General features: G+C 60.5%; 22 protein-coding genes and 1 pseudogene. 10 read left to right on the forward strand and 13 right to left on the reverse strand.

Going from position 1 to position 23,510, the window contains the following annotated elements:
- The first annotated feature begins 33 nt into the window (after positions 1 to 33).
- On the forward strand, positions 34 to 675 hold the full coding sequence (locus OS035_RS17430) for a TetR/AcrR family transcriptional regulator (RefSeq protein ID WP_097627063.1): 642 nt from the start codon (positions 34 to 36) through the stop codon (positions 673 to 675).
- A gap of 87 nt (positions 676 to 762) precedes the next feature.
- On the opposite strand, the gene OS035_RS17435 is transcribed toward OS035_RS17430, so the two are convergent.
- Positions 763 to 1,950, reverse strand: coding sequence for a hypothetical protein (locus OS035_RS17435; RefSeq protein ID WP_097627066.1), 1,188 nt, complete (start codon positions 1,948 to 1,950; stop codon positions 763 to 765).
- Between the two features lie 234 nt (positions 1,951 to 2,184).
- Here OS035_RS17435 and parC point away from each other — a divergent pair, with 234 nt between their 5' ends.
- Positions 2,185 to 4,440, forward strand: a complete 2,256-nt coding sequence (gene parC, locus OS035_RS17440; protein WP_097627068.1) for a DNA topoisomerase IV subunit A — start codon at positions 2,185 to 2,187, stop codon at positions 4,438 to 4,440.
- Between the two features lie 243 nt (positions 4,441 to 4,683).
- The gene (locus OS035_RS17445; RefSeq protein ID WP_012557206.1) at positions 4,684 to 5,142 is read left to right on the forward strand and encodes an SRPBCC family protein; all 459 of its coding nucleotides are present in this window, start codon (positions 4,684 to 4,686) and stop codon (positions 5,140 to 5,142) included.
- 10 nt (positions 5,143 to 5,152) lie between these two features.
- Here OS035_RS17445 and OS035_RS17450 read toward each other — a convergent pair whose 3' ends face one another.
- From OS035_RS17450 to hemB, 4 genes are all read right to left on the reverse strand, one after another.
- Positions 5,153 to 6,034: a DMT family transporter gene (locus OS035_RS17450; RefSeq protein ID WP_097627070.1), complete on the reverse strand. Its 882-nt coding sequence runs from the start codon at positions 6,032 to 6,034 to the stop codon at positions 5,153 to 5,155.
- Positions 6,035 to 6,811 (reverse strand): arginyltransferase, encoded by a 777-nt coding sequence (locus OS035_RS17455; protein WP_097627072.1) that lies wholly within the window; start codon positions 6,809 to 6,811, stop codon positions 6,035 to 6,037.
- A 204-nt stretch (positions 6,812 to 7,015) separates the two neighbouring features.
- The gene (locus OS035_RS17460) at positions 7,016 to 7,474 is read right to left on the reverse strand and encodes an RDD family protein (protein WP_003574079.1); all 459 of its coding nucleotides are present in this window, start codon (positions 7,472 to 7,474) and stop codon (positions 7,016 to 7,018) included.
- 180 nt (positions 7,475 to 7,654) lie between these two features.
- On the reverse strand, positions 7,655 to 8,668 hold the full coding sequence (gene hemB / locus OS035_RS17465) for a porphobilinogen synthase (protein ID WP_012557209.1): 1,014 nt from the start codon (positions 8,666 to 8,668) through the stop codon (positions 7,655 to 7,657).
- 220 nt (positions 8,669 to 8,888) lie between these two features.
- Here hemB and OS035_RS17470 point away from each other — a divergent pair, with 220 nt between their 5' ends.
- The 7 genes from OS035_RS17470 to OS035_RS17500 all read left to right on the forward strand — a co-directional run bounded on the left by OS035_RS17470 (position 8,889) and on the right by OS035_RS17500 (position 15,546).
- Positions 8,889 to 9,326 (forward strand): DUF6163 family protein, encoded by a 438-nt coding sequence (locus OS035_RS17470; protein WP_041671367.1) that lies wholly within the window; start codon positions 8,889 to 8,891, stop codon positions 9,324 to 9,326.
- 129 nt (positions 9,327 to 9,455) lie between these two features.
- Positions 9,456 to 9,971 (forward strand): transcriptional regulator LdtR, encoded by a 516-nt coding sequence (gene ldtR / locus OS035_RS17475; protein WP_003574072.1) that lies wholly within the window; start codon positions 9,456 to 9,458, stop codon positions 9,969 to 9,971.
- A 444-nt stretch (positions 9,972 to 10,415) separates the two neighbouring features.
- On the forward strand, positions 10,416 to 11,717 hold the full coding sequence (locus OS035_RS17480; protein WP_097627074.1) for a L,D-transpeptidase family protein: 1,302 nt from the start codon (positions 10,416 to 10,418) through the stop codon (positions 11,715 to 11,717).
- 215 nt (positions 11,718 to 11,932) lie between these two features.
- Positions 11,933 to 13,231: a serine hydroxymethyltransferase gene (gene glyA / locus OS035_RS17485; RefSeq protein ID WP_097627076.1), complete on the forward strand. Its 1,299-nt coding sequence runs from the start codon at positions 11,933 to 11,935 to the stop codon at positions 13,229 to 13,231.
- A gap of 9 nt (positions 13,232 to 13,240) precedes the next feature.
- Complete coding sequence (nrdR, locus tag OS035_RS17490; RefSeq protein WP_003547190.1) at positions 13,241 to 13,717, forward strand: transcriptional regulator NrdR; 477 nt, start codon at positions 13,241 to 13,243, stop codon at positions 13,715 to 13,717.
- A 3-nt stretch (positions 13,718 to 13,720) separates the two neighbouring features.
- On the forward strand, positions 13,721 to 14,935 hold the full coding sequence (gene ribD, locus OS035_RS17495; protein ID WP_131711064.1) for a bifunctional diaminohydroxyphosphoribosylaminopyrimidine deaminase/5-amino-6-(5-phosphoribosylamino)uracil reductase RibD: 1,215 nt from the start codon (positions 13,721 to 13,723) through the stop codon (positions 14,933 to 14,935).
- Positions 14,935 to 15,546: a riboflavin synthase gene (locus tag OS035_RS17500; RefSeq protein ID WP_097627080.1), complete on the forward strand. Its 612-nt coding sequence runs from the start codon at positions 14,935 to 14,937 to the stop codon at positions 15,544 to 15,546. Before ribD ends, OS035_RS17500 begins: the two co-directional genes overlap by 1 nt.
- 38 nt (positions 15,547 to 15,584) lie before the next feature.
- Here the strand turns inward: OS035_RS17500 and rfbA are convergent, their stop codons facing one another.
- From rfbA to OS035_RS17540, 8 genes and pseudogenes are all read right to left on the reverse strand, one after another.
- Complete coding sequence (rfbA, locus tag OS035_RS17505) at positions 15,585 to 16,454, reverse strand: glucose-1-phosphate thymidylyltransferase RfbA (RefSeq protein WP_331813929.1); 870 nt, start codon at positions 16,452 to 16,454, stop codon at positions 15,585 to 15,587.
- A 10-nt stretch (positions 16,455 to 16,464) separates the two neighbouring features.
- A complete protein-coding gene (gene rfbD / locus OS035_RS17510) occupies positions 16,465 to 17,352 on the reverse strand; it encodes a dTDP-4-dehydrorhamnose reductase (protein WP_331813930.1) in 888 nt (295 codons plus the stop codon).
- A 1-nt stretch (position 17,353) separates the two neighbouring features.
- Entirely contained in the window at positions 17,354 to 18,409 is a 1,056-nt protein-coding gene (gene rfbB / locus OS035_RS17515) for a dTDP-glucose 4,6-dehydratase (protein WP_097627086.1), read from the reverse strand.
- A 6-nt stretch (positions 18,410 to 18,415) separates the two neighbouring features.
- On the reverse strand, positions 18,416 to 18,994 hold the full coding sequence (rfbC, locus tag OS035_RS17520) for a dTDP-4-dehydrorhamnose 3,5-epimerase (RefSeq protein WP_097627088.1): 579 nt from the start codon (positions 18,992 to 18,994) through the stop codon (positions 18,416 to 18,418).
- Positions 18,984 to 20,995 (reverse strand): annotated as a pseudogene (locus tag OS035_RS17525) (glycosyltransferase family 1 protein). Before OS035_RS17525 ends, rfbC begins: the two are co-directional and overlap by 11 nt.
- A 253-nt stretch (positions 20,996 to 21,248) precedes the next feature.
- Positions 21,249 to 22,055: a hypothetical protein gene (locus OS035_RS17530; protein WP_097627092.1), complete on the reverse strand. Its 807-nt coding sequence runs from the start codon at positions 22,053 to 22,055 to the stop codon at positions 21,249 to 21,251.
- A 294-nt stretch (positions 22,056 to 22,349) separates the two neighbouring features.
- Positions 22,350 to 22,865, reverse strand: a complete 516-nt coding sequence (locus OS035_RS17535) for a GNAT family N-acetyltransferase (RefSeq protein WP_097627094.1) — start codon at positions 22,863 to 22,865, stop codon at positions 22,350 to 22,352.
- 10 nt (positions 22,866 to 22,875) lie between these two features.
- Entirely contained in the window at positions 22,876 to 23,394 is a 519-nt protein-coding gene (locus OS035_RS17540) for a cupin domain-containing protein (protein ID WP_097627096.1), read from the reverse strand.
- Positions 23,395 to 23,510: the final 116 nt, after the last annotated feature.

The following is a 23,510-nucleotide window of genomic DNA, read 5'->3' on the forward strand; positions in this document are numbered from 1 at the left end:
CCTGAATTAGATGGATCAGGCGGAATATCTAGAGTGATCGTTGTGAAAAATAGTCCAGAGATGAAAAATCTTTCGGCGCGCCGCCGCGGCCGCCCGCCCGCCTTCGATCGCGAGACGGTTCTCGCGGCCGCCCGCGAGACCTTCTGGGCGCATGGATACGAAGGCGCCTCGATCGCCGATCTCACGACCGCCATGGGCATTACGCCGCAAAGCCTCTATGCCGCCTTTCGCTCGAAGGCCGATCTCTACCGCGCGGCGTTGGAGCAATATAGAGCGCTGGGCGCCGGTACCTTTTCCGCGCTCGGCGAGCCGATCGACACCGTCTCTGCCTTCGAACGGATATTGCAGGGGTCGGCGGCGATATTTTCGGCACCGGAACATCCGAAAGGCTGCATGATTTCGACGGCTGCGTTGAATTGCGCCAGCGAGAACGACATGATCGCCGACCATGTCGCGGCGCTGCGCCGTCGGTCGCTGGATACTTTTGCGGCAAGGATCGAGCGTGGTATCCGCGAGGGCGATATAAGCGCGGAGACGAATCCGCGTGCGTTGGCGCGATTCCTCGGCGCTATCGTGCAGGGCATGTCCGTGCAGGCAAGGGACGGCGCATCGCTCGAGGAGTTGCTCGATATCGCAAGCCTCGCCATCTCAGAACTCGCCCGACACCGCGTTTGAATCGAAAAGGCCCGGCAATCCGTGACTGACACCGACTATTGGAGTCAGTCACACATTGCTGGGCCTTTCACCGCAAGAGTAAAGCGATCAGTCGTTGGCCGAAACCTTGACGCCGAGCACTTGCGGCAACGTGTTCGGAGCGCCCATGGCAGCACCGACGATCGTCGGGAAGGGCACCGGCTTTGCAGGAGCGGCCTTGACGGTCAGGCTCTTCGGGTCGTCGAGGAAGGTGTTGACCGCAGCCGAAACGGCGTTCTGCAGTTCCGGGATGTTGAGCTGCGCCAGCATGATCGGCGTCATCGCCTTCAGCGAATCCGCCATCTGCTTGCCCGACATGTTCTGCTGCGAGCCAGCGTAATCAAGCGCACGCTTGGTGATCGAGGCATCGTCGAAACGCACCTGCGCCGCTTCGAAGGAAAGCTGCTGCATCAGGCCGAGCATGGCGAGGCCGAGCGCCTGCTGCGACTGCTCCTTGTTCGGGTTGGTTTCGGATTCCTTCATCGCATCCTGCATCGATTTCATGAAGGCCATCGTGTAGCCCGAAATCTTGAAGCCGAGGTTCAGTTTGCCGACGTTGGTGAAGTCGAAGGCGAATTCCGAAATGTCGACCGTGCCGGGGGCGAGTTCCCAGGCGCCCTTCATGGTGATGTCGCCCTGGACGTGCTGCAGGGCGAGCTTCTCGATCGCATCCTTGCTCTGCGCATCTTCGGTCTTGGTCAGATCGGCCTTCATGCTTTTGAAGGCGCCGTCGAAATCGAAGCCGGATTCGTCTTCGCGCAGCGTCAGGTTCATGTTGCTTTCGAGCAGCGAGAACACTTCCGCACCGTCCTTGACCACCTTCACCGGGCCAATATGCGCGGTCTCATAGAGCATCATGGTGTCGAGCGTGTCGCCGCCCGGCGTTGCCGGCACGGAGATGCCGCCGAGCGTCAGTTCCTGCGCCGTCACGGTGACGCCGTCTTGCGTCTTGTTGATGTCGGGGAAGGCGGCTTCTTCGATATAATAGCCGCCGTCCTCGTCTTCTTCGACGCCGGAAAGGGTAATTTCGCCGATGGGCAGGCTTTCGCCGCCGGTCGGCTTGACGGTGACATTCTTCAACGTGACGGTCGTGCCGTCGATATCGACGCTGTCAGCCGCAATCGTCCCACCCTGGGCGGCATAGGCGGCATTGATCTTCTTCAAGAGATCGGTGCCGTCGAGAGCGAACGCCGAGCCGGCGAGCGAGAAAAAGGCGGCGCCCGACAGCATCAGCCGCGTTGTCCGGTAAAAATTCATGGGGTGATTCCTCTGGTGGCGTGTGGCGGTTGGAAATCTGCAGTTACGCTACTACGGATTGGGCCCGCTTTATATTTGCGGACTTCTAAATTTCCGTTGAAAGGAACGGCAAACGAAGTCCAAATTGCGGCCGAACGTTTGTCTCATCCTTTGATGTCGGTGCCAAGACTTCATCCACAGCTGCAATGGCCTGGATTCCTTGCCCGCCAGCCTCTTCTGGGCTAGTCAGAACCTATGGGACAAGAGATTTTGCCGCCGTCCGGCGGAGACGACGATCACATCCAACCGGTCGACCTCAAGGCGGCGCTCGAGCAGCGCTATCTCGCCTATGCGCTGTCGACCATCATGCACCGTGCTTTGCCTGACGTGCGCGACGGGCTGAAGCCCGTTCATCGCCGCATCGTCTACGCGATGAACGAGATGGGGCTGAGGCCGACGTCGGCCTTCAGGAAATGCGCCAAGATCGTCGGCGAGGTGATGGGTAACTACCATCCGCACGGCGACCAGTCGATCTATGATGCGCTTGCCCGTCTCGCCCAGGACTTCTCGCAACGCTACACGCTGGTCAACGGCCAGGGCAATTTCGGCAATATCGATGGCGACAGCCCCGCCGCCATGCGTTACACCGAATCGAAGATGACGGCGGTCTCCGAACTGCTGCTTGAAGGCATCGATCAGGATGCCGTCGATTTCCGCGACACCTACGACGAATCGAATTCCGAGCCGACCGTCCTTCCCGGCGCCTTCCCGAACCTGCTCGCCAACGGCTCCTCCGGCATCGCCGTCGGCATGGCGACCTCGATCCCGTCGCACAATGCCCACGAGCTTTGCGACGCCGCGCTGCATCTGATCAAGCATCCGGATGCGACCGTCGAAAAGCTCGTCGAATTCATTCCCGGCCCGGATTTCCCCACGGGCGGCATCATCATCGACAGCCGCGACAGCATCATCGAGAGCTATCGCACCGGCCGCGGTGGCTTCCGCGTGCGGGCGAAGTGGCAAACCGAGGATCTCGGCCGCGGCGGCTACCAGATCGTCATCACCGAAATTCCCTTCCAGGTGCAGAAGTCGCGGCTGATCGAGAAGATCGCCGAGCTGCTGATCGCCCGCAAACTGCCGCTCTTGGAGGACATCCGCGATGAATCGGCCGAGGACATCCGTGTCGTCCTGGTGCCGAAGACCCGCAGCGTCGATCCGACGATCCTGATGGAATCGATGTTCAAGCTGACGGAGCTCGAAAGCCGCTTCCCGCTCAACATGAACGTGCTGTCCATGGGCCGCATCCCGCGGGTCATGGCGCTGAACGAAGTGCTGAAGGAGTGGCTGGATCACCGCCGCGAGGTGCTGCAGCGCCGCTCGCGCTTCCGACTGGCCGCGATCGACAGGCGTCTCGAAATCCTCGGCGGCCTTCTGATCGCCTATCTCAACATCGACGAGGTGATCAGGATCATCCGCGAGGAGGATGAGCCGAAGCCTGTGATGATGGCGCGCTGGGATCTCACCGACATTCAGGTCGAGGCGATCCTCAACATGCGGCTGCGCGCCTTGCGCAAGCTGGAAGAGTTCGAGATCCGCAAGGAATTCGACGAACTCACCAAGGAAAAGGGCGAGATCGAAGCGCTGCTTGCCTCCGACGACAAGCAGTGGCAGACGGTCGCCTGGGAAATCGGCGAAGTGAAGAAGAAATTCGCCAAGGCGACCGAGGTCGGCCGCCGCCGCACCCAGTTTGCCGACGCACCCGAGGCCGACGAGGAAGCAATCCAGCAGGCGATGATCGAGAAAGAACCGATCACCGTCGTCATATCCGAAAAGGGCTGGATCCGAGCGCTGAAGGGCCATATCGCCGATACGGCGACGCTGACCTTCAAGGAGGGCGACGGCCTGAAGATAGCCTTTCCGGCGCAGACGACGGACAAGATCCTGATCGTCACGACAGGCGGCAAGGCCTTCACCCTTGGCGGCGACAAGCTGCCGGGCGGTCGCGGCCATGGCGAGCCGCTGCGCATCATGGTCGACATGGACAACGACCAGGCGGTGCTGACGGCTTTCGTCCACGATCCGTCGCGCAAGCAGCTGATCGTCTCGACAGCCGGCAACGGCTTCGTCGTTCCGGAGGCCGAGCTGGTCGCCAATACGCGCAAGGGCAAGCAGATCATGAACGTCGCGCTGCCCGAGGAGACGCAGCTGCTCGTGCCCGTCAGCGGCGACCATGTCGCCGTCGTCGGCGAAAACCGCAAGCTGCTGGTGTTCCCGCTGGCACAGGTGCCGGAAATGTCGCGCGGCAAGGGCGTGCGCCTGCAGCGTTACAAGGATGGCGGCATTTCCGACGTCCGCTGCTTCGCAATATCGGGCGGCCTCGTCTGGGAAGACAGCGCCGGCCGCACCTTCACGAAGAACAAGGACGAGCTTGCGGAATGGCTGGCCGACCGCGCCACCGCCGGCCGCACCGTGCCGAAGGGTTTTCCGCGCAGCGGCAAATTCGCCGGTTAATGCGTGATGCCGAAAAGTGTGAGCGGTTTTCGGGCGACATCATGCTCTAACTTTGTCGCCCGCAAGCGCGCAGCGGTTCCGGGCTAGCGATATAAAAATTCCGTGCTCGTCTCTTGGCGGGCGCCGGAACTTCTCTATCTCTTCGCTGTTATCCAAAACAAGAGAAGGCCGGTCTGTGGGCGGACGGAACGGCTGTGGGCCGCGCGCTTGGAGCAGGCGCGCGCCGTTACCGGAGGAAAATCGATGCCCGCCAGCACCATCAAATTGCATGTCAGCCATACCTACAGGGTTCCGCCTGCTGTCGTGTACGACGCCTGGCTCAACCCCGAAATCGCCCGCCGCTTTCTGTTTGCCACCGATGACGGTCATGTCATCCGCGCCGATATCGATCCGCATGTCGGCGGCCGTTTCTTCATCGTCGACCGCCGTCCCACCGGCGACGCCTTTCACCAGGGCGTCTTCCTGGAATTGAAGCGCCCGCAACGCATGGTCTTCAGCTTTTCCGTCGAGGACCACGACCACAATTGCGACCGAGTCGAAATCGACATCGAACCGCTCGGCGGCGGCAGCCGCCTGACGCTGACCCACGAAATGTGCGCCGAATGGGCCGAACACGAGGAAAAAACCCGGCAAGGCTGGGCGCACGTGCTCGAAGGACTTGGCAGGGAGTTGGAACAGCAGCAGATGAAGGCTACCGGTTGAGCGACAACGCCTATCCCGCCAATGGCCTGATGCTTCTGCCGTGCACCATCCAGAAGCAATGCCCGGCGATCGCCGCTATCAGGATGCCGCCGCCGACGAGTGTCATCGTCGCCGGCGTTTCCGAAAAGATCAGCCAGACCCAGATTGGGGCGAGCACTGTTTCGAGCAGATAGAACATGCCGACCTCGGGGGCGGAGAGGTAACGCGGCCCGGTCGCGAGGCACCAGAAGGCGACCGGCATGACGATGGCGCCGTTGACGAGAATCCAGCCGGGATCGGCGATGGAAAGCCCTGAGGGCAGAGCTTGCGCGAGGCCGAGCACGGCCGGCAGGATAGCGGCAAGCAGCGGCACGAAGCCCATATCCCGGCGCGAGGCGCGCCCGATTGTAATAGCTGCGGCAAGAATAAACGCGCTGAGAAGCGCCATGGCATCGCCGAAAAAATGACCGCTGGAAAGCCCTTCGCGCACGATCAATCCGACGCCGAGGATCATGAACAGCATGGCGATCAGCGTCGCGGCCTGCGGCTTCTCCTTGAGGAAAGTCCAGGAAAGGAGCGCCCCGAACATCGGGTTGAAGGCGACGATGAAGACGACATTGGCTGTGGTCGTATTGAAGACGGCCAGCACGAAAGTGAGGGATGAGAGGCCGTAGAGCAGACCGGCGAGCAGGCCGGCTCGCCCCGGAACGAGCACCGGCCATTTACCCGAGGCAACGCGCATTGCTGCAAGGATGACGAGCGTGGCGACAACCGTGGCTGCGCTTCGCATGCCCAGGATCGACCAGATGTCGCCGCCGCCAAGGCGGACGAGCGGAATATCCATGGAAAGCGCCAGCCCGCCGATCGCCGTCAGCAGCAGGCCCTTCCGATGATCGGAAAGAGCGGTGGACATTCAGTCGTGGGGGCTTTCGGGCATGGACAAGGGATCGAAACGTTCCCAGCCGCGCGGTGTCAGGTGCTCCTGCGGCTGGAAGCGCGTCTTATAGTCCATTTTTCGCGACCCTTGAACCCAGTAGCCGAGATAGACATGCGGCAGGCCCAGCGCTTTCGCGCGCCTGACATGGTCGAGAATCATGAAGGTGCCGAGTGACCGCCGCTCGAGATCGGGATTGAAGTAGGAATAGACCATCGACAGCCCATCGCTCATCGTGTCGGTCAGCGCGGCGGCAAGCAGCTCGCCCTTCGGCCGCTGTTCCAGCCCGGAGCCTTCTTCACGCCGCCGGTACTCGACAATTCGCGTGTTCACATGCGTGTCCTCAACCATGATTGCATAGTCGAGCACTGTCATGTCGGACATGCCGCCCTGCTGGTGGCGAAAATCGAGATAGCGGCGGAAAAGCGAATATTGCTCGCTCGAAGGCTGGGCCGTGAATTCGGTGGCAATGACGTCGGAATTGGCGGCAAGCACCCGTTTCATCGATTTCGTCGGCTCGAATTCCTGGGCGAGAATACGCACGGAAACGCAGGCGCGACAGGATTCGCAGGCCGGGCGGTAGGCGATATTCTGGGAGCGGCGGAAACCGCCCTGGGTCAGGATGTCGTTCATCTCGGCGGCGCGCGGGCCGACCAGATGGGTGAACACCTTACGCTCCATCTCATGCGGCAGATACGGACACGCAGCCGGAGCCGTCAGATAAAACTGCGGAGATGGCGTTGTCTGCGTATTCATCTGTCGCGGAAATTTCCTTGTCGAGACCGTGCCGTTTCTTGACAGCATGACCTAAGAATAAAAAACGTCAACAGCGGGGCGGTTCTTGCCCTTCATATCGGTCTTCTAATTTTAAATATGGAGCAGTGGCGGCCCCGGCAAAGAGAAAGCGGAGACTTTATTTCGTCTCCGCTGAATGGTTTAGCCGTGGTCTTGAGCCATCGCTTAGGCGGTGCGAACCGTCGCTGTCCCGACCAGCAGGTCGTGGATGAGGCGGCTGCGCTCGGTAAACAGGCCGGCAAGCAGGATCAGCGGCGTCAGAACCGAGTTGAGGATCCAGAACAGCGCCAGATGCACGATCGCCGTCAGGAAATCCATCGGCCGACCGTCGACGCGCACGATGGCGATGCCCATCGCGCGCATGCCGAGCGAGGCCTGGCTCCGCCCGCCGACAGTCAGGCCGAAATAGATGCCGGCGACGATGACGAAGAGTGCAGGGTAGAGCAGGAAGCCAAGCCCGAGCGTGACGATCGACAGGAAGAACAGCACGATCCCCGCGGGGATGCAGAGCAGCAGCACGATCAAATAGTCGAGGATGAAGGCGAAGACACGGCGGCTCAACACGCCGCTATAGGCGCGCCAGTCCTCCGGTGCGGCATAAAGCGGATTGGGGTTGTAGCTCATCTCAATCTCCTGCGGAAAAGCGATGCCGCAGATATGGTATCGGCAGAACAAAATACAATAATTCTTCCTGGCTGCGGATGTTTCAGGCCGATCCGACCTGAAACATCCGCATCTAAATCGAAGAAATAGAGCATGATGTCACCCGAAAACCGCATACACTTTTCGGCATCATGCTCGCAATCACCGCTTCGCGAGGACTTTCGCCACCTCGACCGCGAAATAGGTGAGGATGCCGTCGCATCCCGCCCGCTTGAATGACAGCAGCGTTTCGAGCATCGCCCGCTCGCCGTCGATCCAGCCATTCATCGCCGCTGCCTTGATCTGCGAATATTCGCCGGAAACCTGGTAGGCGAAGGTCGGCAGGCCGAAGGCCTCCTTCATCCGCCAGCAGATGTCGAGATAGGGCAGGCCGGGCTTGACCATCAGCATATCAGCACCTTCCTCGACGTCGAGGGCCGCATCGCGGATCGCCTCGGTGCCGTTGGCCGGGTCGATATAATAGGTCTTCTTGTCACCCTTCAGCAGCCCGCCCGTCGAGATCGCCTCGCGATAGGGGCCATAGAAGGCGGAAGCGAATTTCGTCGCATAGCTCATGATGCCGACGCTCTGGTGGCCGGCTGCATCAAGCGCCATGCGGATTGCGCCGATGCGCCCGTCCATCATCTCGGACGGCGCAATGATGTCGGCGCCGGCATCCGCCTGCATCACGGCGGCACGCGCCACCTGATCGACCGTCTCGTCGTTGACGATCTCGCTGCCTCTCAAAATGCCGTCATGGCCATGGCTGGTGAAGGGATCGAGCGCGACGTCGGTGATGACGCCGATATTGGGCACCGCCTTCTTGATCGCCGACGTCGCCTTATTGATCAGATTATTGGCTTCGAGGCTGTTCGAGCCCGTTTCGTCGCGCAGTTCCATCTCGATATTCGGAAAGGTCGCGAGCGCTGGAATGCCGAGGCCGGCCGCTTCGCGTGCTGCCTCGACGGCCTTGTCGATGCTCATGCGGTTGACGCCCGGCATGGCCGGGATCGGATCGACGATGCCGGAGCCGGGCACGATGAAGATCGGCCAGATCAGGTCGTCGACCGTCAGCCGGTTCTCCTGCACCAACCGGCGTGTCCATTCCGCCTTGCGGTTGCGCCGCATGCGGCGATGGCCGGTGATGTCGTCGACGAGATGCGTCCTATCCTGCATGATATCTGCCCCTGGCCCATTCCATTTATCGGAGCGCTCATTATCATGACCCCCGAAAAATCCAAACCGGACGATTGGCCGCGGCGGAAAAACTTGAGGCGTAAAGCCCGAAATCGATTTTCGGCGTTACGCGCGAGCGCGATGTGATAGAGCATCTTCAGCGCGTCGTCAGAGGCGCGGCGCTCGTATGAAGATGCAACCCCGAACCGATGTCTGCGCTATGGAAACCGATTCTCCGACGATACCGAAACGCACGCTGGCGGATATACTCTTCATTCTTTTCCTGAGACTGGTCGCCGTTTCCTGCTTCTGGTTCGGCCTGCAATATTGGGCGATGCTCGTCGGCTATTCGCTGGTCGGCGCCGGCCGCTTCGACCTTTTGAGCCTGCCGTGGAAGGTGGCGAGCACCAGTCTCGCCGTGCTTTTTCCCGTCGCCTCCCTCGGCCTTTGGCTCACCGTCTCCTGGGGGCCGGTCATCTGGGTGCTGGCCGCCGGCGGGCAAATCCTGATGTACGGCCTACTGCCCAATATTTTCGGAGCCAACAAACTGATCATCCTGCTGCACGTGATGGTCGCCGTCGTCTACCTGATTTTCCGCCTGCTGCTCTGGCTGGAAAAACGCCGGCACCGCCGCCAGGTAAGTGTTGATTTACCCTGAGACAACGTGGGGTTTCCAGTAAGGCTCCGTTAAGCCTGCGGTTTAAGTCGAATTTTATATGTATTCGATAGGGTCTCACTCAAGGCGGGAAGAAAACGACACCGCCAAACAAACAGTGAGGCAGTCAATATGAACACGAAAATCAAGCCGCAGGCGGTATCGAACTTCCGTGACCAGCAGGACCAGGGCATCCGTGATCTTTACATGGAATCCCTTCATCTTGTTGAACGTCTTCACCGCCGTCTTCTCGACGTCATCAAGGACGAGTTCGACCGTCAGGGTCGCAGCGACGTCAACGCCATCCAGGCGCTGCTCCTTTTCAACATCGGCAATTCCGAACTGACCGCCGGCGAGCTGCGCTCGCGGGGCTACTATCTCGGCTCCAACGTTTCCTACAACGTCAAGAAGCTGGTCGACCTCGGCTTCATCAACCACCAGCGCTCGCGCATCGACCGCCGTTCCGTCCGCATCAGCCTGACCGAAACCGGCCAGGACATTGCCGAAACGGTGGCTAAACTCTACGAACGCCACATCACCTCAATCGACAAGGTCGGCGGCATCGGCACCGACGAGTTCACCCAGATGAACAAGCTGCTCCAGCGCCTCGACCGCTTCTGGAACGACTCGATCATGTATCGCCTCTGAGACCCTCGACCTCCTTCAGGGTTGCAGAAAACCGGACGTGTTCCCTGCGCGTCCGGTTTTGCCGTTGGCAACGCGTGGCATCTTTGCAACGCAAGGCAGACAAGCATTATCTCCCGTATCCAAGCCGTTTTTTAGCCGTTATTAACCGGCACGGTTTAGCCCGTCATATGGTTTGTTGTGTCGTGTTTCCGGTAGCCGGATATTCCGCCTTCCGGCACGGCAACACGAATTGGCCATATTGGTGTGGCAGCGGAAGGCTTAACAACCGGCGCTTTCAAGGGACCGATCAAAAATGGTCAGGCTGTCGCATCGCAATCTTGTGATGGGGCAAGCGGAAAGTTTTGATCTGCCGGGACAACAAATGCACAGAGATCTGCGTCAGAGCGCAGTGATATCGCAAAGAGCCGCGGCTTCTCTTTATCGCCGCATTCAGTGGTTGGGACTATGTCGAAGAAAAACGGAAATGAAGCTCTCTCGCGCCGCGCTTTCCTTGCGTCCGCGGCAACGGTTGGCGTTAGCGCGATTGCCGCGCCGGCCTTCGCGCAATCGGCGATCGATACGCTGATCAACGCGCCGCGCCGCGGCAACTGGGACGACCAGTTTGACGCCAAGGCGGCTTCGCGCACGGCAAGCGCCGTCGTTTCCAATACGCCGATCCTCGGCCCCCAATCGGTCGCTAGCGCCCAGCAGGCGGTCATGCAGTATCAGCAGATCGCGGCCGCCGGCGGCTGGCCGGAGGTCAATCCCGGTGACCAGAAGCTGCAGCTCGGCGTCAGCCATCCCGCCGTTCAGGCGCTGCGCCAGCGTCTGGCGATCACCGGCGACCTGCCGCGCGAGGCCGGCATGTCGAGCGCCTTCGATTCCTATGTCGATGGTGCGGTCAAGCGTTTCCAGGCCCGCCACGGCCTGCCGTCCGATGGTGTGCTCGGCGAATTCACGCTGAAGGCGATGAACATCCCCGCCGATGTCCGCCTGCAGCAGTTGAACACCAATATCGTCCGCCTGCAGACTTTCCCCGAGGATCTCGGCCGCCGCCACGTGATGGTCAACATCCCGGCTGCCTATGTCGAGGCTGTCGAGGATGGCACTGTCGCGACGCGCCACACCGCTGTTGTCGGTCGTCTCAGCCGTCCGACACATCTCGTCAATTCGAAGATCTACGAGGTCATCCTCAACCCCTACTGGACCTCGCCGCGCTCGATCGTCGAGAAGGACATCATGCCGCTGATGCGCAAGGATCCGACCTATCTCGAAAAGAACGCCATCCGCCTGATCGACGGCAAGGGCAACGAAGTTGCCCCCGAGACCATCGACTGGAACGGCGAGGCACCGAACCTGATGTTCCGCCAGGACCCCGGCAAGACCAACGCCATGGCGTCGACGAAGATCAACTTCTACAACAAGAACGGCGAGTACATGCACGACACGCCGCAGCAGGGCCTGTTCAACAAGCTGATGCGCTTCGAGTCGTCTGGCTGCGTCCGCGTCCAGAACGTGCGCGACTTGTCGAACTGGCTCTTGCGCGAGACCCCCGGCTGGAACCGCCAGCAGATGGAGCAGGTGATCGCATCCGGCGTCAACACGCCGGTCAAACTCGCCACGGAAGTTCCGGTCTATTTCGTCTACATCTCCGCCTGGGGCATGCCCGACGGCATCGTCCAGTTCCGCGACGACATCTATCAGATGGACGGCAATGCCGAGCTGGCGCTCGATACCACGGCCGGCATGGAACAGCCGGTCCAATAAACGGCGGCCTCTGCATCGCATCTTCAAACCGCGCCTTCCCGGCGCGGTTTTTTTATGCCGGGGAGGGCACCCGGTGACGTGACCGCCGGTCCTCAGCGCTGCGCTGTCGCAAAATGACAGGAGCGCGCGCTTTGCTCAGCAAATGTCGTTCTCCGTATTGCCCTTGCCACGGCGGAAGGCTAATACCTCAGCGCATTCCAGTTGAGGAGCCCGCCATGACCAATGCTTCCACCGAGTCCTTCTTCAATCGCTCGCTTGCGGACGTCGATCCCGAGATTTTCGGTGCGATCGGAAAGGAACTCGGTCGCCAACGGCACGAGATCGAACTGATCGCTTCCGAGAACATCGTCTCCCGCGCCGTGCTGGAAGCCCAGGGCTCCATCATGACCAACAAATATGCCGAGGGTTATCCCGGCAAGCGTTACTACGGCGGCTGCCAGTTCGTCGATATCGCCGAGGAGCTGGCGATCGAGCGCGCCAAGAAGCTGTTCGGCGTCAATTTCGCCAACGTCCAGCCGAATTCGGGTTCGCAGATGAACCAGGCCGTGTTCCTGGCGCTGCTGCAGCCCGGCGACACCTTCATGGGCCTCGACCTGAATTCGGGCGGCCACCTCACGCATGGTTCGCCGGTCAACATGTCCGGCAAGTGGTTCAACGTCGTCTCCTACGGCGTGCGCGAAGGCGACAACCTGCTCGACATGGATGAAGTCGCCCGCAAGGCCGAAGAGCAGAAGCCGAAGCTCATCATCGCCGGCGGCACCGCCTATTCCCGCATCTGGGACTGGAAGCGCTTCCGCGAGATCGCCGATTCTGTTGGTGCCTATCTGATGGTCGACATGGCTCACATCGCCGGCCTCGTCGCCGGTGGCCAGCATCCGTCGCCGTTCCCGCATTGCCATGTTGCGACGACCACGACCCACAAGTCGCTGCGCGGCCCGCGCGGCGGCGTCATCCTCACCAATGAAGAGGATTTGGCGAAGAAGTTCAATTCGGCTGTTTTCCCCGGTCTGCAGGGTGGTCCGCTGATGCACATCATCGCCGCCAAGGCTGTCGCTTTCGGTGAGGCGCTGCGGCCCGAGTTCAAGGATTACGCCGCCCAGGTCGTCAAGAACGCCAAGGCACTGGCCGAAACGCTGATCGCAGGTGGTCTCGACGTCGTCTCCGGCGGCACCGACAACCATCTGATGCTGGTCGACCTGCGCAAGAAGAACGCCACCGGCAAACGCGCCGAGGCAGCTCTTGGCCGCGCCTACGTCACCTGCAACAAGAACGGCATTCCCTTCGACCCGGAAAAGCCCTTCGTCACCTCCGGTGTGCGCCTCGGCGCGCCGGCCGGCACGACCCGCGGCTTCAAGGAAGCCGAATTCCGCGAAATCGGCAATCTGATCGTCGAGGTTCTCGACGGCCTGAAGGTTGCCAATTCCGATGAAGGCAATGCCGCCGTCGAAGCCGCCGTACGTGGCAAGGTGGTCAACCTCACTGACCGCTTCCCAATGTATGACTACATGGGATAAGGAGTAGCGATGCGCTGCCCCTATTGCGGTTCGGAAGATACACAGGTTAAAGATTCGCGTCCGGCGGAGGACAATACGTCCATCCGCCGGCGGCGTATCTGTCCGGATTGCGGCGGCCGCTTCACGACCTTCGAGCGCGTGCAACTGCGCGAGCTGATGGTCATCAAGAAGACCGGCCGCAAGGTTCCCTTTGATCGCGACAAGCTGGTGCGCTCCTTCGAAGTGGCTCTGCGCAAACGCCCTGTCGAGCGTGACCGCATCGAGCGCGCCGTGTCCGGCATCGTCCGCCGGCTTGAAAGCTCGGGCGAAACCGAAATCTCCTCCGAGCAGATCGGCTTGCAGGTGCTCGAAGCGATGAAGAGCCTCGACGATGTCGGCTTTGTGCGCTACGCCTCCGTCTATCGGGATTTCTCGCTTGCCGAGGATTTCGAAAAGGTCATTTCCGAAATCAACGCCAAGATCGCCCGCGACCCGCTGGACAGGTGAGCCATGAGCGTCACGTCGCATGACGAGAGTTTCATGGCGGCGGCAATCCGCCTGTCGCGCCGGCATCTCGGCCGCACCGCCACCAACCCCTCCGTCGGCTGTCTGATCGTCAAGGACGGCGTCGTCGTCGGCCAGGCGGTCACCGCCGTCGGCGGCCGCCCGCATGCCGAGCCGCAGGCGCTCGCCGAAGCGGGCGATGCTGCTCGCGGCGCCACCGCCTATGTGACACTCGAACCCTGCTCGCATCACGGCAAGACCCCACCCTGCGCCGAGGCGCTGCTCGCCTATGGTGTCGCCCGCGTCGTCATCAGCGTCACCGATCCCGACCCGCGCGTCTCCGGCCGCGGCATCGCCATGCTGCGTGAAGCCGGCATCGAGGTGGATGCAGGCGTGCTGGAGGCCGACGGCCGGCGTTCGCTTGCCGGCTATCTCACCCGCCAGACGAAGAACCGCCCTTATGTGACTCTCAAGCTTGCCGTTTCCGCCGATGGCATGATCGGCCGCCAAGGGGAGGGCCAGGTGGCGATAACCGGCCCGGAGGCCCGCGCCGAGGTTCAGGCGCTGCGCGCCGAAACCGACGCGATCCTCGTCGGCATCGGTACCGCAATTTCCGACAACCCGCTGCTGACGGTGCGCACACCAGGCCTTGAAGCGCAGTCCCCCATCCGCATCGTGCTCGATCCCTCCCTGGCATTGCCGCTGACGAGCAAGCTGGTTCAGACGGCGCGGGATGTGCCGGTGATCGTGGTGGCGAGTGAAGAGATTTCGCCGTTAGGGTCAGAGGAAGGGTCACACCCTTCTGTCCTGGGAGCTACCCCCCAGCCAATCTCCCCCCTTGTGGGGGAGATGTCCGGCAGGACAGAGGGGGGTGCCACACTCTCCGACGCCGCTACGGACCTGGACTCCCGCCGCATCGCTCTCGAAGCCACCGGTGTCGAGATCGTCTATTGCAATCCCTATCATCCGGAAATCCTGCTGCCGGCCTTGGCAACACGCGGCATTTCCTCACTTCTGGTCGAGGGCGGCGCCAAGACCGCCCGGCTTTTCCTCGAGGCCGGTCTCGTCGACCGCATCCAGCTTTACCAGGCGCCTGTCGTCATCGGCGAGGGCGGTATTGAATCGCCGCTTGATACAACCGACATACCATCGGGTTTTGCCCACACGGGCACGCAGATGTTCGGCGAAGATCGCCTGGACGAATACGAAAGAGGGCTTTGATGTTTACCGGAATAGTCACCGATGTCGGCACGGTCGAATCAGTTTCTCCGCTGAAGGAAGGCATCCGGTTGCGGGTCGCCACCGCCTACGATCCCTCAACGATCGACATGGGCGCCTCGATTTCGCATTCCGGCATATGCCTGACCGTGACGGGTCTGCCGGCCGAGGGCAGCAATGGCCGCTGGTTCGAGGTCGAGGCCTGGGAAGAGGCGCTGCGGTTGACGACGATCGGCGCTTGGCGGGAAGGCAGCCGCATCAATCTCGAACGGTCGCTGAAAATCGGCGATGAACTCGGCGGCCACATCGTTTCCGGCCATGTCGACGGCAAGGCCGAAATCCTCTCGGTGACATCGGAAGGCGACGCCACCCGTTACCGGCTGCGCGCGCCCGAGCATCTGGCGAAATTCGTCGCCCCCAAGGGTTCGATCGCCCTCGACGGCACCTCGCTGACCGTCAACGCGGTCGACGGGACGGATTTCGACGTCCTGCTCATCCGCCACACGCTCGAGGTCACCACCTGGGGCGAGCGCAAGGCCGGCGATTTCGTCAATTTCGAAGTCGACACCATGGCGCGTTACGCCGCCCGGCTGGCGGAATTCCCGAGCACCTGAATCGAAAACCTGTACCGGTTTCCGGGGTCACAAGTCACTCACCAATCCGGGGACAGCTTCGTCAGATACTGGCCGTAAGCGCTCTTGCCGAGATTCTCTGCGAGCTTGGCGAGGTCGTCCTGCGAGATGTAACCCATGCGCCAGGCGACTTCTTCGGGACAGGCGATCTTGAAGCCCTGGCGTTTCTCCAGCGTGCTGACGAAACCTGCGGCATCATGCAGACTATCCGGCGTGCCGGTGTCGAGCCAGGCATAGCCCCGGCCCATCAGCTCCACGAAAAGCTGGCCGCGCTCAAGATAGGTGCGGTTGACATCGGTGATTTCCAGTTCGCCGCGCGGTGACGGCTTCAGGTTCGCGGCGATATCGACCACCTGCTGGTCGTAGAAATAGAGGCCGGTCACCGCCCAGTTCGATTTTGGCTCCTTCGGTTTCTCCTCGATCGACTGCGCATTCATCTTTTCGTCGAAGCCCACGACGCCATAACGTTCCGGATCGGTGACGTGATAGGCAAACACCGTTGCGCCTTCCCGCCGACCTGTGCCGGATTTCATGATTTCCGGCAGTCCGTGCCCGTAGAAGATATTGTCGCCGAGAACGAGTGCCGAGCTGTCGCCGTGCACGAAGTCGGCGCCGATGATGAAGGCCTGGGCGAGGCCGTCCGGGCTCGCCTGTACGGCATAGCTCAGCGAAATTCCCCATTGCGAGCCGTCGCCGAGAAGACGCTTGAAGGCTTCGACGTCGTGAGGCGTGGTGATGATCAGCAGCTCCCTGATGCCGGCGAGCATGAGCGTCGTCAGCGGATAGTAGATCATCGGTTTGTCGTAGACCGGCATCAACTGTTTCGAGACGGCCTGGGTGATCGGATGCAGACGTGAGCCCGTACCGCCGGCGAGAATAATTCCCTTCATGCCTATCTCCTTAAAGACCCTTGTTCAAAAGGTCTTGCATGACAATCGTCATGGATTTCTTCCACTCCGGGAGCCGGAGTCCATAGGTTCCGGCGAGCTTCTCGCCATTGAGGCGTGAATTGGCGGGACGCTTTGCCGGCGTCGGATAGTCCGCCGTCGGGATGCGTTCGACGCCGACGTTTCTACCGCCGGATTTGGAAAGCTCAGCGAATATCGCTTCGGCGAAATCCGCCCAGCTTGCTTCGCCGCTGCCGGTCAGGTGAAAGGTGCCGCGGAGCGATGGCGCGGGGTCCGCGACGATACGGGTTGCAATCGCAAGAATCGCGGCGGCGATGTCGAGTGCCGAGGTCGGGCATCCCCTCTGATCGGCGACGACGCGAAGAAGATCGCGCGTCTCGGAAAGCCGCAACATCGTTTTCATGAAATTGGCGCCAAAGGGTGAATAGACCCAGGCAGTGCGCAAGATGACGTGGTTCAGATTCGCCGCCGCGACGGCCTTCTCGCCCGCGAGTTTCGAACGCCCATAGACGGAGATCGGCGCCGTCGCATCCTCTTCGCAATATGCGGAGGCCTTGTCGCCGCTGAAGACGTAGTCGGTCGAAATGTGGATGACCGGGACCCCGATCCGCGCGGCAGCCTCGGCAACTGCCCCGGCACCGGCTGCATTGACGGAAAAAGCAAGCTCGGCTTCGCTCTCGGCCTTGTCGACCGCCGTATAGGCGGCGGCCGAGACGATCACATCCGGCCGCAGAGCCGAGAAGGCGGCTGCGACGCTTGCAGGATCCGAAAGATCCATTTCCGGGCGCCCGACTGTGTTGATTTCGACGCCCGTTTCGGCACCGCGTCTGAGCAGCGACTGAACGACCTGGCCGTGTTTGCCGGTCACGGCAATGCGCATCTTATCGCCCCTTGAAAACGCCGAGGCGTTCGCCGGAGTAGACTTTTTCGCGCAGCGGCCTCCACCACCATTCGTTTTCCAAATACCAGTGCACGGTCTTCTCGATGCCGGTTTCGAAGGTCTCTTGCGCCTTCCAGCCGAGTTCGCTTTCGAGTTTCGAGGCATCGATCGCATAGCGTGCGTCGTGTCCGGGGCGGTCGGTGACGTTGGTGATCAGATGCGCATGCGGTGCCTTGTCACTGTAGACGCCGTCGAGAATGGCGCAGATGCGATGAACGACATCAATGTTCCTACGCTCATTGCGGCCGCCCACATTGTATTTTTCGCCGGGGCGCCCTCTGGATGCGATTGTGAAGAGGGCGCGGGCGTGGTCTTCGACGTAGAGCCAGTCGCGGACATTCGAGCCATTGCCGTAAATGGGAAGAGGCTTGCCCTCCAGTGCGTTCAGGATCATCAGCGGAATGAGCTTCTCAGGGAAATGGAACGGGCCGTAATTGTTGGAGCAATTGGAGACAACGACGGGCAGGCCATAGGTGCGGTGCCAGGCGATCGCCAGATGGTCGCTCGCGGCCTTGGAGGCGGAGTAGGGCGAGGACGGATCGTAGGGCGTCGTCTCCTCGAAGAGGCCCTCGTCGCCGAGCGAACCGTAGACCTCGTCCGTCGAGACATGCAGAAAACGGAAGGCGCTCTTGCGGCGAGCGTCAAGCCCATCCCAATAGTGCCGTGCGGCGTCCAGCAGGCTGAATGTGCCGACGATGTTGGTCTGAATGAAATCGGCTGCGCCCGAGATCGAGCGGTCGACATGGCTCTCTGCCGCGAGATGCATGACGATATCAGGGCGGAAGGACGCGAATGCTTCCTGCATCCCGACGTTGTCGCAGATGTCGGCGCGCAGGAACTGGTAGTTCGGCGCCGCTTCGACGGATTTCAGCGATGCCAGATTGCCGGCATAGGTCAGCGTGTCGACATTCAGCACCTCGGCGCCGATCTCGTTGACGAGGTGGCGCACCAATGCCGATCCGATGAAGCCCGCTCCGCCCGTGACCAGTATGCGCATCGTCGATCAATCCTGGGGTTGCTGTGTTGAATAGGAAAAATGACCTGGCAGATCGGCGAGCCGCGGCAACGTCTTGTCCTTGTCGGATGATACCATGTCTTTCTCATCGAAGGGCCAGCGAATGCCGATCGCCGGATCGTTCCACGCGATGCCGCGATCATGCTGCGGGCTGTAGGGTGCGGTTACCTTGTAGCTGATGACGCTGTTCGGCTCGATCGTTGCGAATCCGTGTGCGAAACCGGCCGGTATCCAGAGCTGCTTGCCGGTCTCCGGCGCGAGCTCCTGAGAGAGCCATTTGCCGAAGCTCGGCGATCCCTCGCGGATATCGACGACGACATCGATGATCCGGCCGGCAAGGCACCGCACCAGCTTGCCCTGTGCGAAGGGCGGGATCTGGAAATGCAGCCCCCGGACGGTTCCGGCCTGTGCCGAAAGCGATTCATTGTCCTGGACGAACGTGACGTCGGCCACATTTTCCCGGAACCAGGCATCCTTGAATACCTCGGAGAAGTAGCCGCGGTGATCGCCGAAGCGTGGCGGCGTGATCGCAACAATGCCCTCGATGGCTGCGGTCTCAATGCGCATGACATACCTTTTCTGCGGCCTTCATCAGGCGCCTGCCTTCATGACGCTCATCAGCATGTCAGCCTGCGAGCGGCTCTGCATGGCTGCAAGGCCTGTCGTTGCAATGGCATCGCGCTCGTCGGCATCTGCGATCAGCTTGTAGCAGCGCTCGATCATGTTGTCATACGGCTCGATTGCCAAGCCGCCGATGAAGGACTGGAGGTCTGGATCGCGGATGTCGCCTTCCGTCAGCACGCAAACGCGATTGGCGAGCAGATATGAAATGCGTACGATCTCGAAGACGCCGCTGGCATAATGATGGATGTTGATCACGATCTTGGAGCGGGCAATCGCCGCATCGCGTTCCGCTCCATAGATATTGAAGAGATGGGCGACCTTGAGCCCGCCGTCCTTCAGCGTCTTCAGGATATGGTGGCGGCGTTCGTTCATCGAGCCGTAGAAGAGCACGTCGATATCTTTGACGGTGGCGTGGCTTATCTGGCTGAGGCACCGGCTATAGCCGATTTCGAGCACGCCGGCGTGATCGATTCCCTTGGCGGCGAGATTTTCCCGATTGCGCGGGCTGTAATCCAGAACCGGAAGCGACTTCAGGACCGAGGTGTAGCGCGAATTGATCCAGCTGCTTTCTTCGGACACCTGCTCGAGATTGATGACGACGCTGTCCTTTGGCAGATGGCTGACGATTTCGGCGGCGAGAAGATTGCCGCCATAAATGATCGGCGCACGGCCGGCGAATGCGTTCATGTCGCGGACGATCGGTGCCGAGCCGCCGAGTTCCTCGAAGGCGCCCTGCAGGCCGAGCGCGACTTCGTCGAAGGCATGGCTGTGATTGTAGTTTTCGGGCGTCACGATCCAGATGCAATGACGGTCCTTGTGTGCCTGCCATCCGCCGGCAAAGGGCTGCAATGAATTGCGCAGCGGCTGCTCGATCTTCGGCGCGGCCGGTATGGCGGGCCTTCCCGTCCGGCCCGGCAGCGGCGGTACCGGAGAAGAATCAGAGGTCTGCCGGGCATAGGCGCGCATCAATTCGCGGCCGCCGATAAATTGGCCTCGCGGCATCCAGCCGGGCGGATCATCAGCCCCCCAGATCAGATGCGGCTGCTTGATGAGCGGTTGGCGGCCTTGCTGCCACGCGGTCAGGAGAGCCTCGTCACGGCTCTGCAAAAACGCTTCCTTGGCGGCGAGGAGGCCATGCAGCATCCGGCCGAGGCGGACACCGAACTTCCATTCGAAATCGGCAAGGGTGGGCACGAAGGCGGCGATCTTCAGTCCGGAGGCGATAGCCTGTTGGACATAAAGTCCGAGCAAGCGCTCGATCACGAAGGGGCGCATTTTCGCGTTGGCATCGCGTGAATAATTAGCCGTACCGGCATAGGCAGCACCCGCCGCCGTGCCGGCGCGCGCTTGGTTTTCCAGCGATTCAAGAATGCGTTCGCAAAAGGCGAAATAGCCGGACCAGAATTTTCGGTTGCCGCAGAAATAGTTGCAGAACATGAAGGCAATCTTGTCCTGCGGCGGCGCGATAGGATAGCCGAGCTCCTGGATATGCAGAAAGATCGGCTCCATGCCGGGGTGACCGCCAAGCAGCGAATGTTCCCAGACGTTGCTGTAGATCGCCGCGTGGCCGATCAACGGATTGTAAAGATAGGCGTCCGCTCCTTCTGCTCTGGCTTTTTCCGCCTCCGTCACAAAGGACGGGAAGCTTGTCACCGACTTCATCTCGAATTTGCTGGAGAGCAGCCCCCAGAACACGTCGTCACCGAGGCCGATCGCCTCGTGATGCTGATGCAGGGTGAGGAAGAGTTCATATTCGCGGGTCGTAGCCTGCGTATTGAACGAGATGTCGAGCGGCATGGCAGCCGTATCGAGCTGGCTGCGCTGCGAAGCGTCGAGATAGGGCTGATAGATGATGACCGATCCCGTGCCGGCAGCTTTCTCCGTGAGAAGCGCCAGATCAGGAAGGCCGGCCGGCAAAGAAGGAATGGGCTGATTGATCGTCAAGGTATTGTCCTTCGCGAAAGGCTACCGTCTGCATGGAAATCTGCAGGACGGCAATTTGAGCCTGTTTGGTGCTACTATTTGAGGTGAAGCTTGCGCCACACTGTTTGCAGAACTGTCGCTGTTCCGGCTGGGGTGGGGTGAGGGCACTCGACTACCGTGGTCAGTTTTATCTAGTCAGCCTTATTGGCTCAGCCGCTTCTGCTGCCAGTATCGCAAAAAGTTGCGATGTTGCGTTTGCAATTGGGAGCCTCGCTTATACGCCGCTCCTGTAGACCCCGTCATTCGATACCGTCGCAATATCCCCGAACAGGGACCCGGGTAGGGTATTGCCATAGAGTTCGGCTATCCGCTTGACGAGAAGATAGCTTCCCAGACGCTCCTGGCAGAATGAGATCGCACGTTTCTGCACGGGGTCATCGGCTTGAAACGGTTGATATCGTTTCGCAAATTCAAAAGACGGCGCCACCATGCGGACAAAAGTATCCAGCCACCAGTCCGTCGGATACGTGCCGAGTTCAATGCCACCAGGAACGAAAGTGCTGGAATTGAAAAACTGCAAAGCTTCGGCTTGCGCTAAAGTATTTGTTTCGATCGCACACGCTGTATATCTCAAGAAGTCAACAATATTGTGAAAGCGTGCGTAGTGTTGAGATATGTTATGGAGATTTAGCGGCCGAGGCAGAAAGAAACTTTCTGAAAAAAACGCCGGATCCTCTGGTCTTGTGATTTCTGTTTCTTCCGATGTTGCTGTGTTCATCCCGGGATAATCGGGGTTCGGCGTTCCGATTTTGAGCCGTGTCAAGAATTTTCGATACTGCCAGATAGTAATGGTACGAGGTTTTGCTGCTTCTTCCGAAACGACTTTCGCGACTACGATCGTTCCCAGAGATCCTGACAATTTCGCGTGAAGCTCCTCCGGCTCGCTGAAAAAATCATAGCCGGCAATGACATCCATTCCCCTGTTTTCCGAAGGTAGTTTAGAGTTGAGCCATATGATTTTCGAGCCCTCGGGCGGAGGATAGCTCGGCAAATCCTTATGGCAGATGATGAAAATGGTCATATTTGTGATCAGCCTCTGATAGATCGGGAGTTTCTGCCGGCTGCAATTACCACGCAGCTCGCCCGTCAATGCTTAGTTGTGTCAAGGTGGCGGACGTCGGTATTCCAAGCGCTTCTGCCTCTTGTCAGTGACTCTAAAGCGCGTTCCTTGCGCGTAGCAGGTGCGAGGCTTGGACCCATCCGGGGACGCAAGCTGAGGTCGTCGATACCCGTTAGCTTGGGTTTGCTTGCCGATATCGGCAAATGTCAGCAAGCGCCGCTTACGCGCGCTGCGTTGCCCGCTTGGCGGAATTCGCTAACGCGAAAACTGAATGATCTCGCCGTTATACTGCGTGCGCGTGATCTCGCGAAAACCGAGTTTGGCTGCGACCCTCAACGAGGCCTGGTTCTCCGGGCTGATGATGCAGCTCATCGGCTTTCCGGGGAAATGCGTTTGCCCCCAGCCGATCAGCGCGGTCAGCGCCTCGGTGGCGTAACCGCGGCCGTGTACCGAAGGCATCAGCGCCCATCCGAGTTCCATCGTCCCCTCGATCGAGGGTTCCATCTCGCGGCGGGATTCCATGAAGCCCGCTTCGCCGATGAACCGGCCGCTGGCCTGTTCCTCGATTGCCAGAAAGCCGAAACCCATATGGTGCCACATGCCGGCAATCCGAAGCATCCGGCTCCAGCTCTGCTCTCGCGTCGATGGGATGCCGGTGATGAAGTGAACGACGTCCTCGTCCGCCCAGAGTGCCGCATGCGCCTCAAAATCGTCGAGGCGGTGCGGGCGGAGCGTCAGCCGCTCGGTTTCGAGGGTTGGAATATCGGTCATCTCGGTTCCTTCAAGCGCCGGGTTCGCCGTCCCAATAGTCGAGATCGCTTTCCGGCCGGCCGATATGGCGGAAGCGCGAAGGTTCGGAACCTTCCTCGTTTGTTTTGGCCCTGTTTGTTTTGGCAAGAAACTTTCCGGAATCCGGATATTCGACGATCTCGGTCTTCGCCATTGTCGATATGCCGAGATAGACGAGTGGAGCCGTGCCGGTGTTGATGATCTGGTGCGCCGTTTCCGGGCCGCCGGCCGGGGCGCCGAGCGTGTCACCCGCCTTGATCGCATGGCGCTCGCCGCCGAAGCGGTATTCGCCGGTGCCTGAAATCACGTAGAAAAGCTCGTCTTCGACATGGTGGTTGTGGAAGGGGCAGCCGGATTTCCCCGGCGGCACCTCGTTGTAGCTGATGCCGAGGCCGGTCAGGCCAAGAAGGGTGCCGAACGAAGTGTCGACGCTTTCATAGAGCGCGCCCTGTTTCCAGTGGTCGAGCTTGAGATCGGCGATATTGATCACCGCCTTCGATTCCCTGGCCATGATGTCCTCCTGTTGCAGGAAGAGAAGCCATCATCGCCCGGGAAAATTCAATGGTTTTCTGGAAAATCCCGGCATGACAGAGAAAAGGCATGGCAGAGAAAGGCATGGGCGGAGAG

Origin of the sequence: Rhizobium sp. 268, from assembly GCF_036571585.1 — a bacterium.
Taxonomy (GTDB): domain Bacteria; phylum Pseudomonadota; class Alphaproteobacteria; order Rhizobiales; family Rhizobiaceae; genus Rhizobium; species Rhizobium redzepovicii.

What these genes read in the sequence shown, in the direction of transcription:
- OS035_RS17455 (WP_097627072.1), bottom strand. Translation starts at nt 6,811, where the DNA reads ATGAATACGCAGACAACGCCATCTCCGCAGTTTTATCTGACGGCTCCG.
- rfbA (WP_331813929.1), bottom strand. Translation starts at nt 16,454, where the DNA reads ATGAAGGGAATTATTCTCGCCGGCGGTACGGGCTCACGTCTGCATCCG.
- OS035_RS17435 (WP_097627066.1), bottom strand. Translation starts at nt 1,950, where the DNA reads ATGAATTTTTACCGGACAACGCGGCTGATGCTGTCGGGCGCCGCCTTT.
- hemB (WP_012557209.1), bottom strand. Translation starts at nt 8,668, where the DNA reads ATGCAGGATAGGACGCATCTCGTCGACGACATCACCGGCCATCGCCGC.
- OS035_RS17445 (WP_012557206.1), top strand. Translation starts at nt 4,684, where the DNA reads ATGCCCGCCAGCACCATCAAATTGCATGTCAGCCATACCTACAGGGTT.
- OS035_RS17530 (WP_097627092.1), bottom strand. Translation starts at nt 22,055, where the DNA reads ATGACCATTTTCATCATCTGCCATAAGGATTTGCCGAGCTATCCTCCG.
- nrdR (WP_003547190.1), top strand. Translation starts at nt 13,241, where the DNA reads ATGCGCTGCCCCTATTGCGGTTCGGAAGATACACAGGTTAAAGATTCG.
- OS035_RS17480 (WP_097627074.1), top strand. Translation starts at nt 10,416, where the DNA reads ATGTCGAAGAAAAACGGAAATGAAGCTCTCTCGCGCCGCGCTTTCCTT.
- OS035_RS17450 (WP_097627070.1), bottom strand. Translation starts at nt 6,034, where the DNA reads ATGTCCACCGCTCTTTCCGATCATCGGAAGGGCCTGCTGCTGACGGCG.
- OS035_RS17460 (WP_003574079.1), bottom strand. Translation starts at nt 7,474, where the DNA reads ATGAGCTACAACCCCAATCCGCTTTATGCCGCACCGGAGGACTGGCGC.
- OS035_RS17470 (WP_041671367.1), top strand. Translation starts at nt 8,889, where the DNA reads ATGGAAACCGATTCTCCGACGATACCGAAACGCACGCTGGCGGATATA.
- rfbB (WP_097627086.1), bottom strand. Translation starts at nt 18,409, where the DNA reads ATGCGCATACTGGTCACGGGCGGAGCGGGCTTCATCGGATCGGCATTG.
- parC (WP_097627068.1), top strand. Translation starts at nt 2,185, where the DNA reads ATGGGACAAGAGATTTTGCCGCCGTCCGGCGGAGACGACGATCACATC.
- OS035_RS17540 (WP_097627096.1), bottom strand. Translation starts at nt 23,394, where the DNA reads ATGGCCAGGGAATCGAAGGCGGTGATCAATATCGCCGATCTCAAGCTC.
- rfbD (WP_331813930.1), bottom strand. Translation starts at nt 17,352, where the DNA reads ATGCGCATTGCCGTGACCGGCAAACACGGCCAGGTCGTTCAGTCGCTG.
- rfbC (WP_097627088.1), bottom strand. Translation starts at nt 18,994, where the DNA reads ATGCGCATTGAGACCGCAGCCATCGAGGGCATTGTTGCGATCACGCCG.
- OS035_RS17535 (WP_097627094.1), bottom strand. Translation starts at nt 22,865, where the DNA reads ATGACCGATATTCCAACCCTCGAAACCGAGCGGCTGACGCTCCGCCCG.
- ldtR (WP_003574072.1), top strand. Translation starts at nt 9,456, where the DNA reads ATGAACACGAAAATCAAGCCGCAGGCGGTATCGAACTTCCGTGACCAG.
- OS035_RS17500 (WP_097627080.1), top strand. Translation starts at nt 14,935, where the DNA reads ATGTTTACCGGAATAGTCACCGATGTCGGCACGGTCGAATCAGTTTCT.
- ribD (WP_131711064.1), top strand. Translation starts at nt 13,721, where the DNA reads ATGAGCGTCACGTCGCATGACGAGAGTTTCATGGCGGCGGCAATCCGC.
- glyA (WP_097627076.1), top strand. Translation starts at nt 11,933, where the DNA reads ATGACCAATGCTTCCACCGAGTCCTTCTTCAATCGCTCGCTTGCGGAC.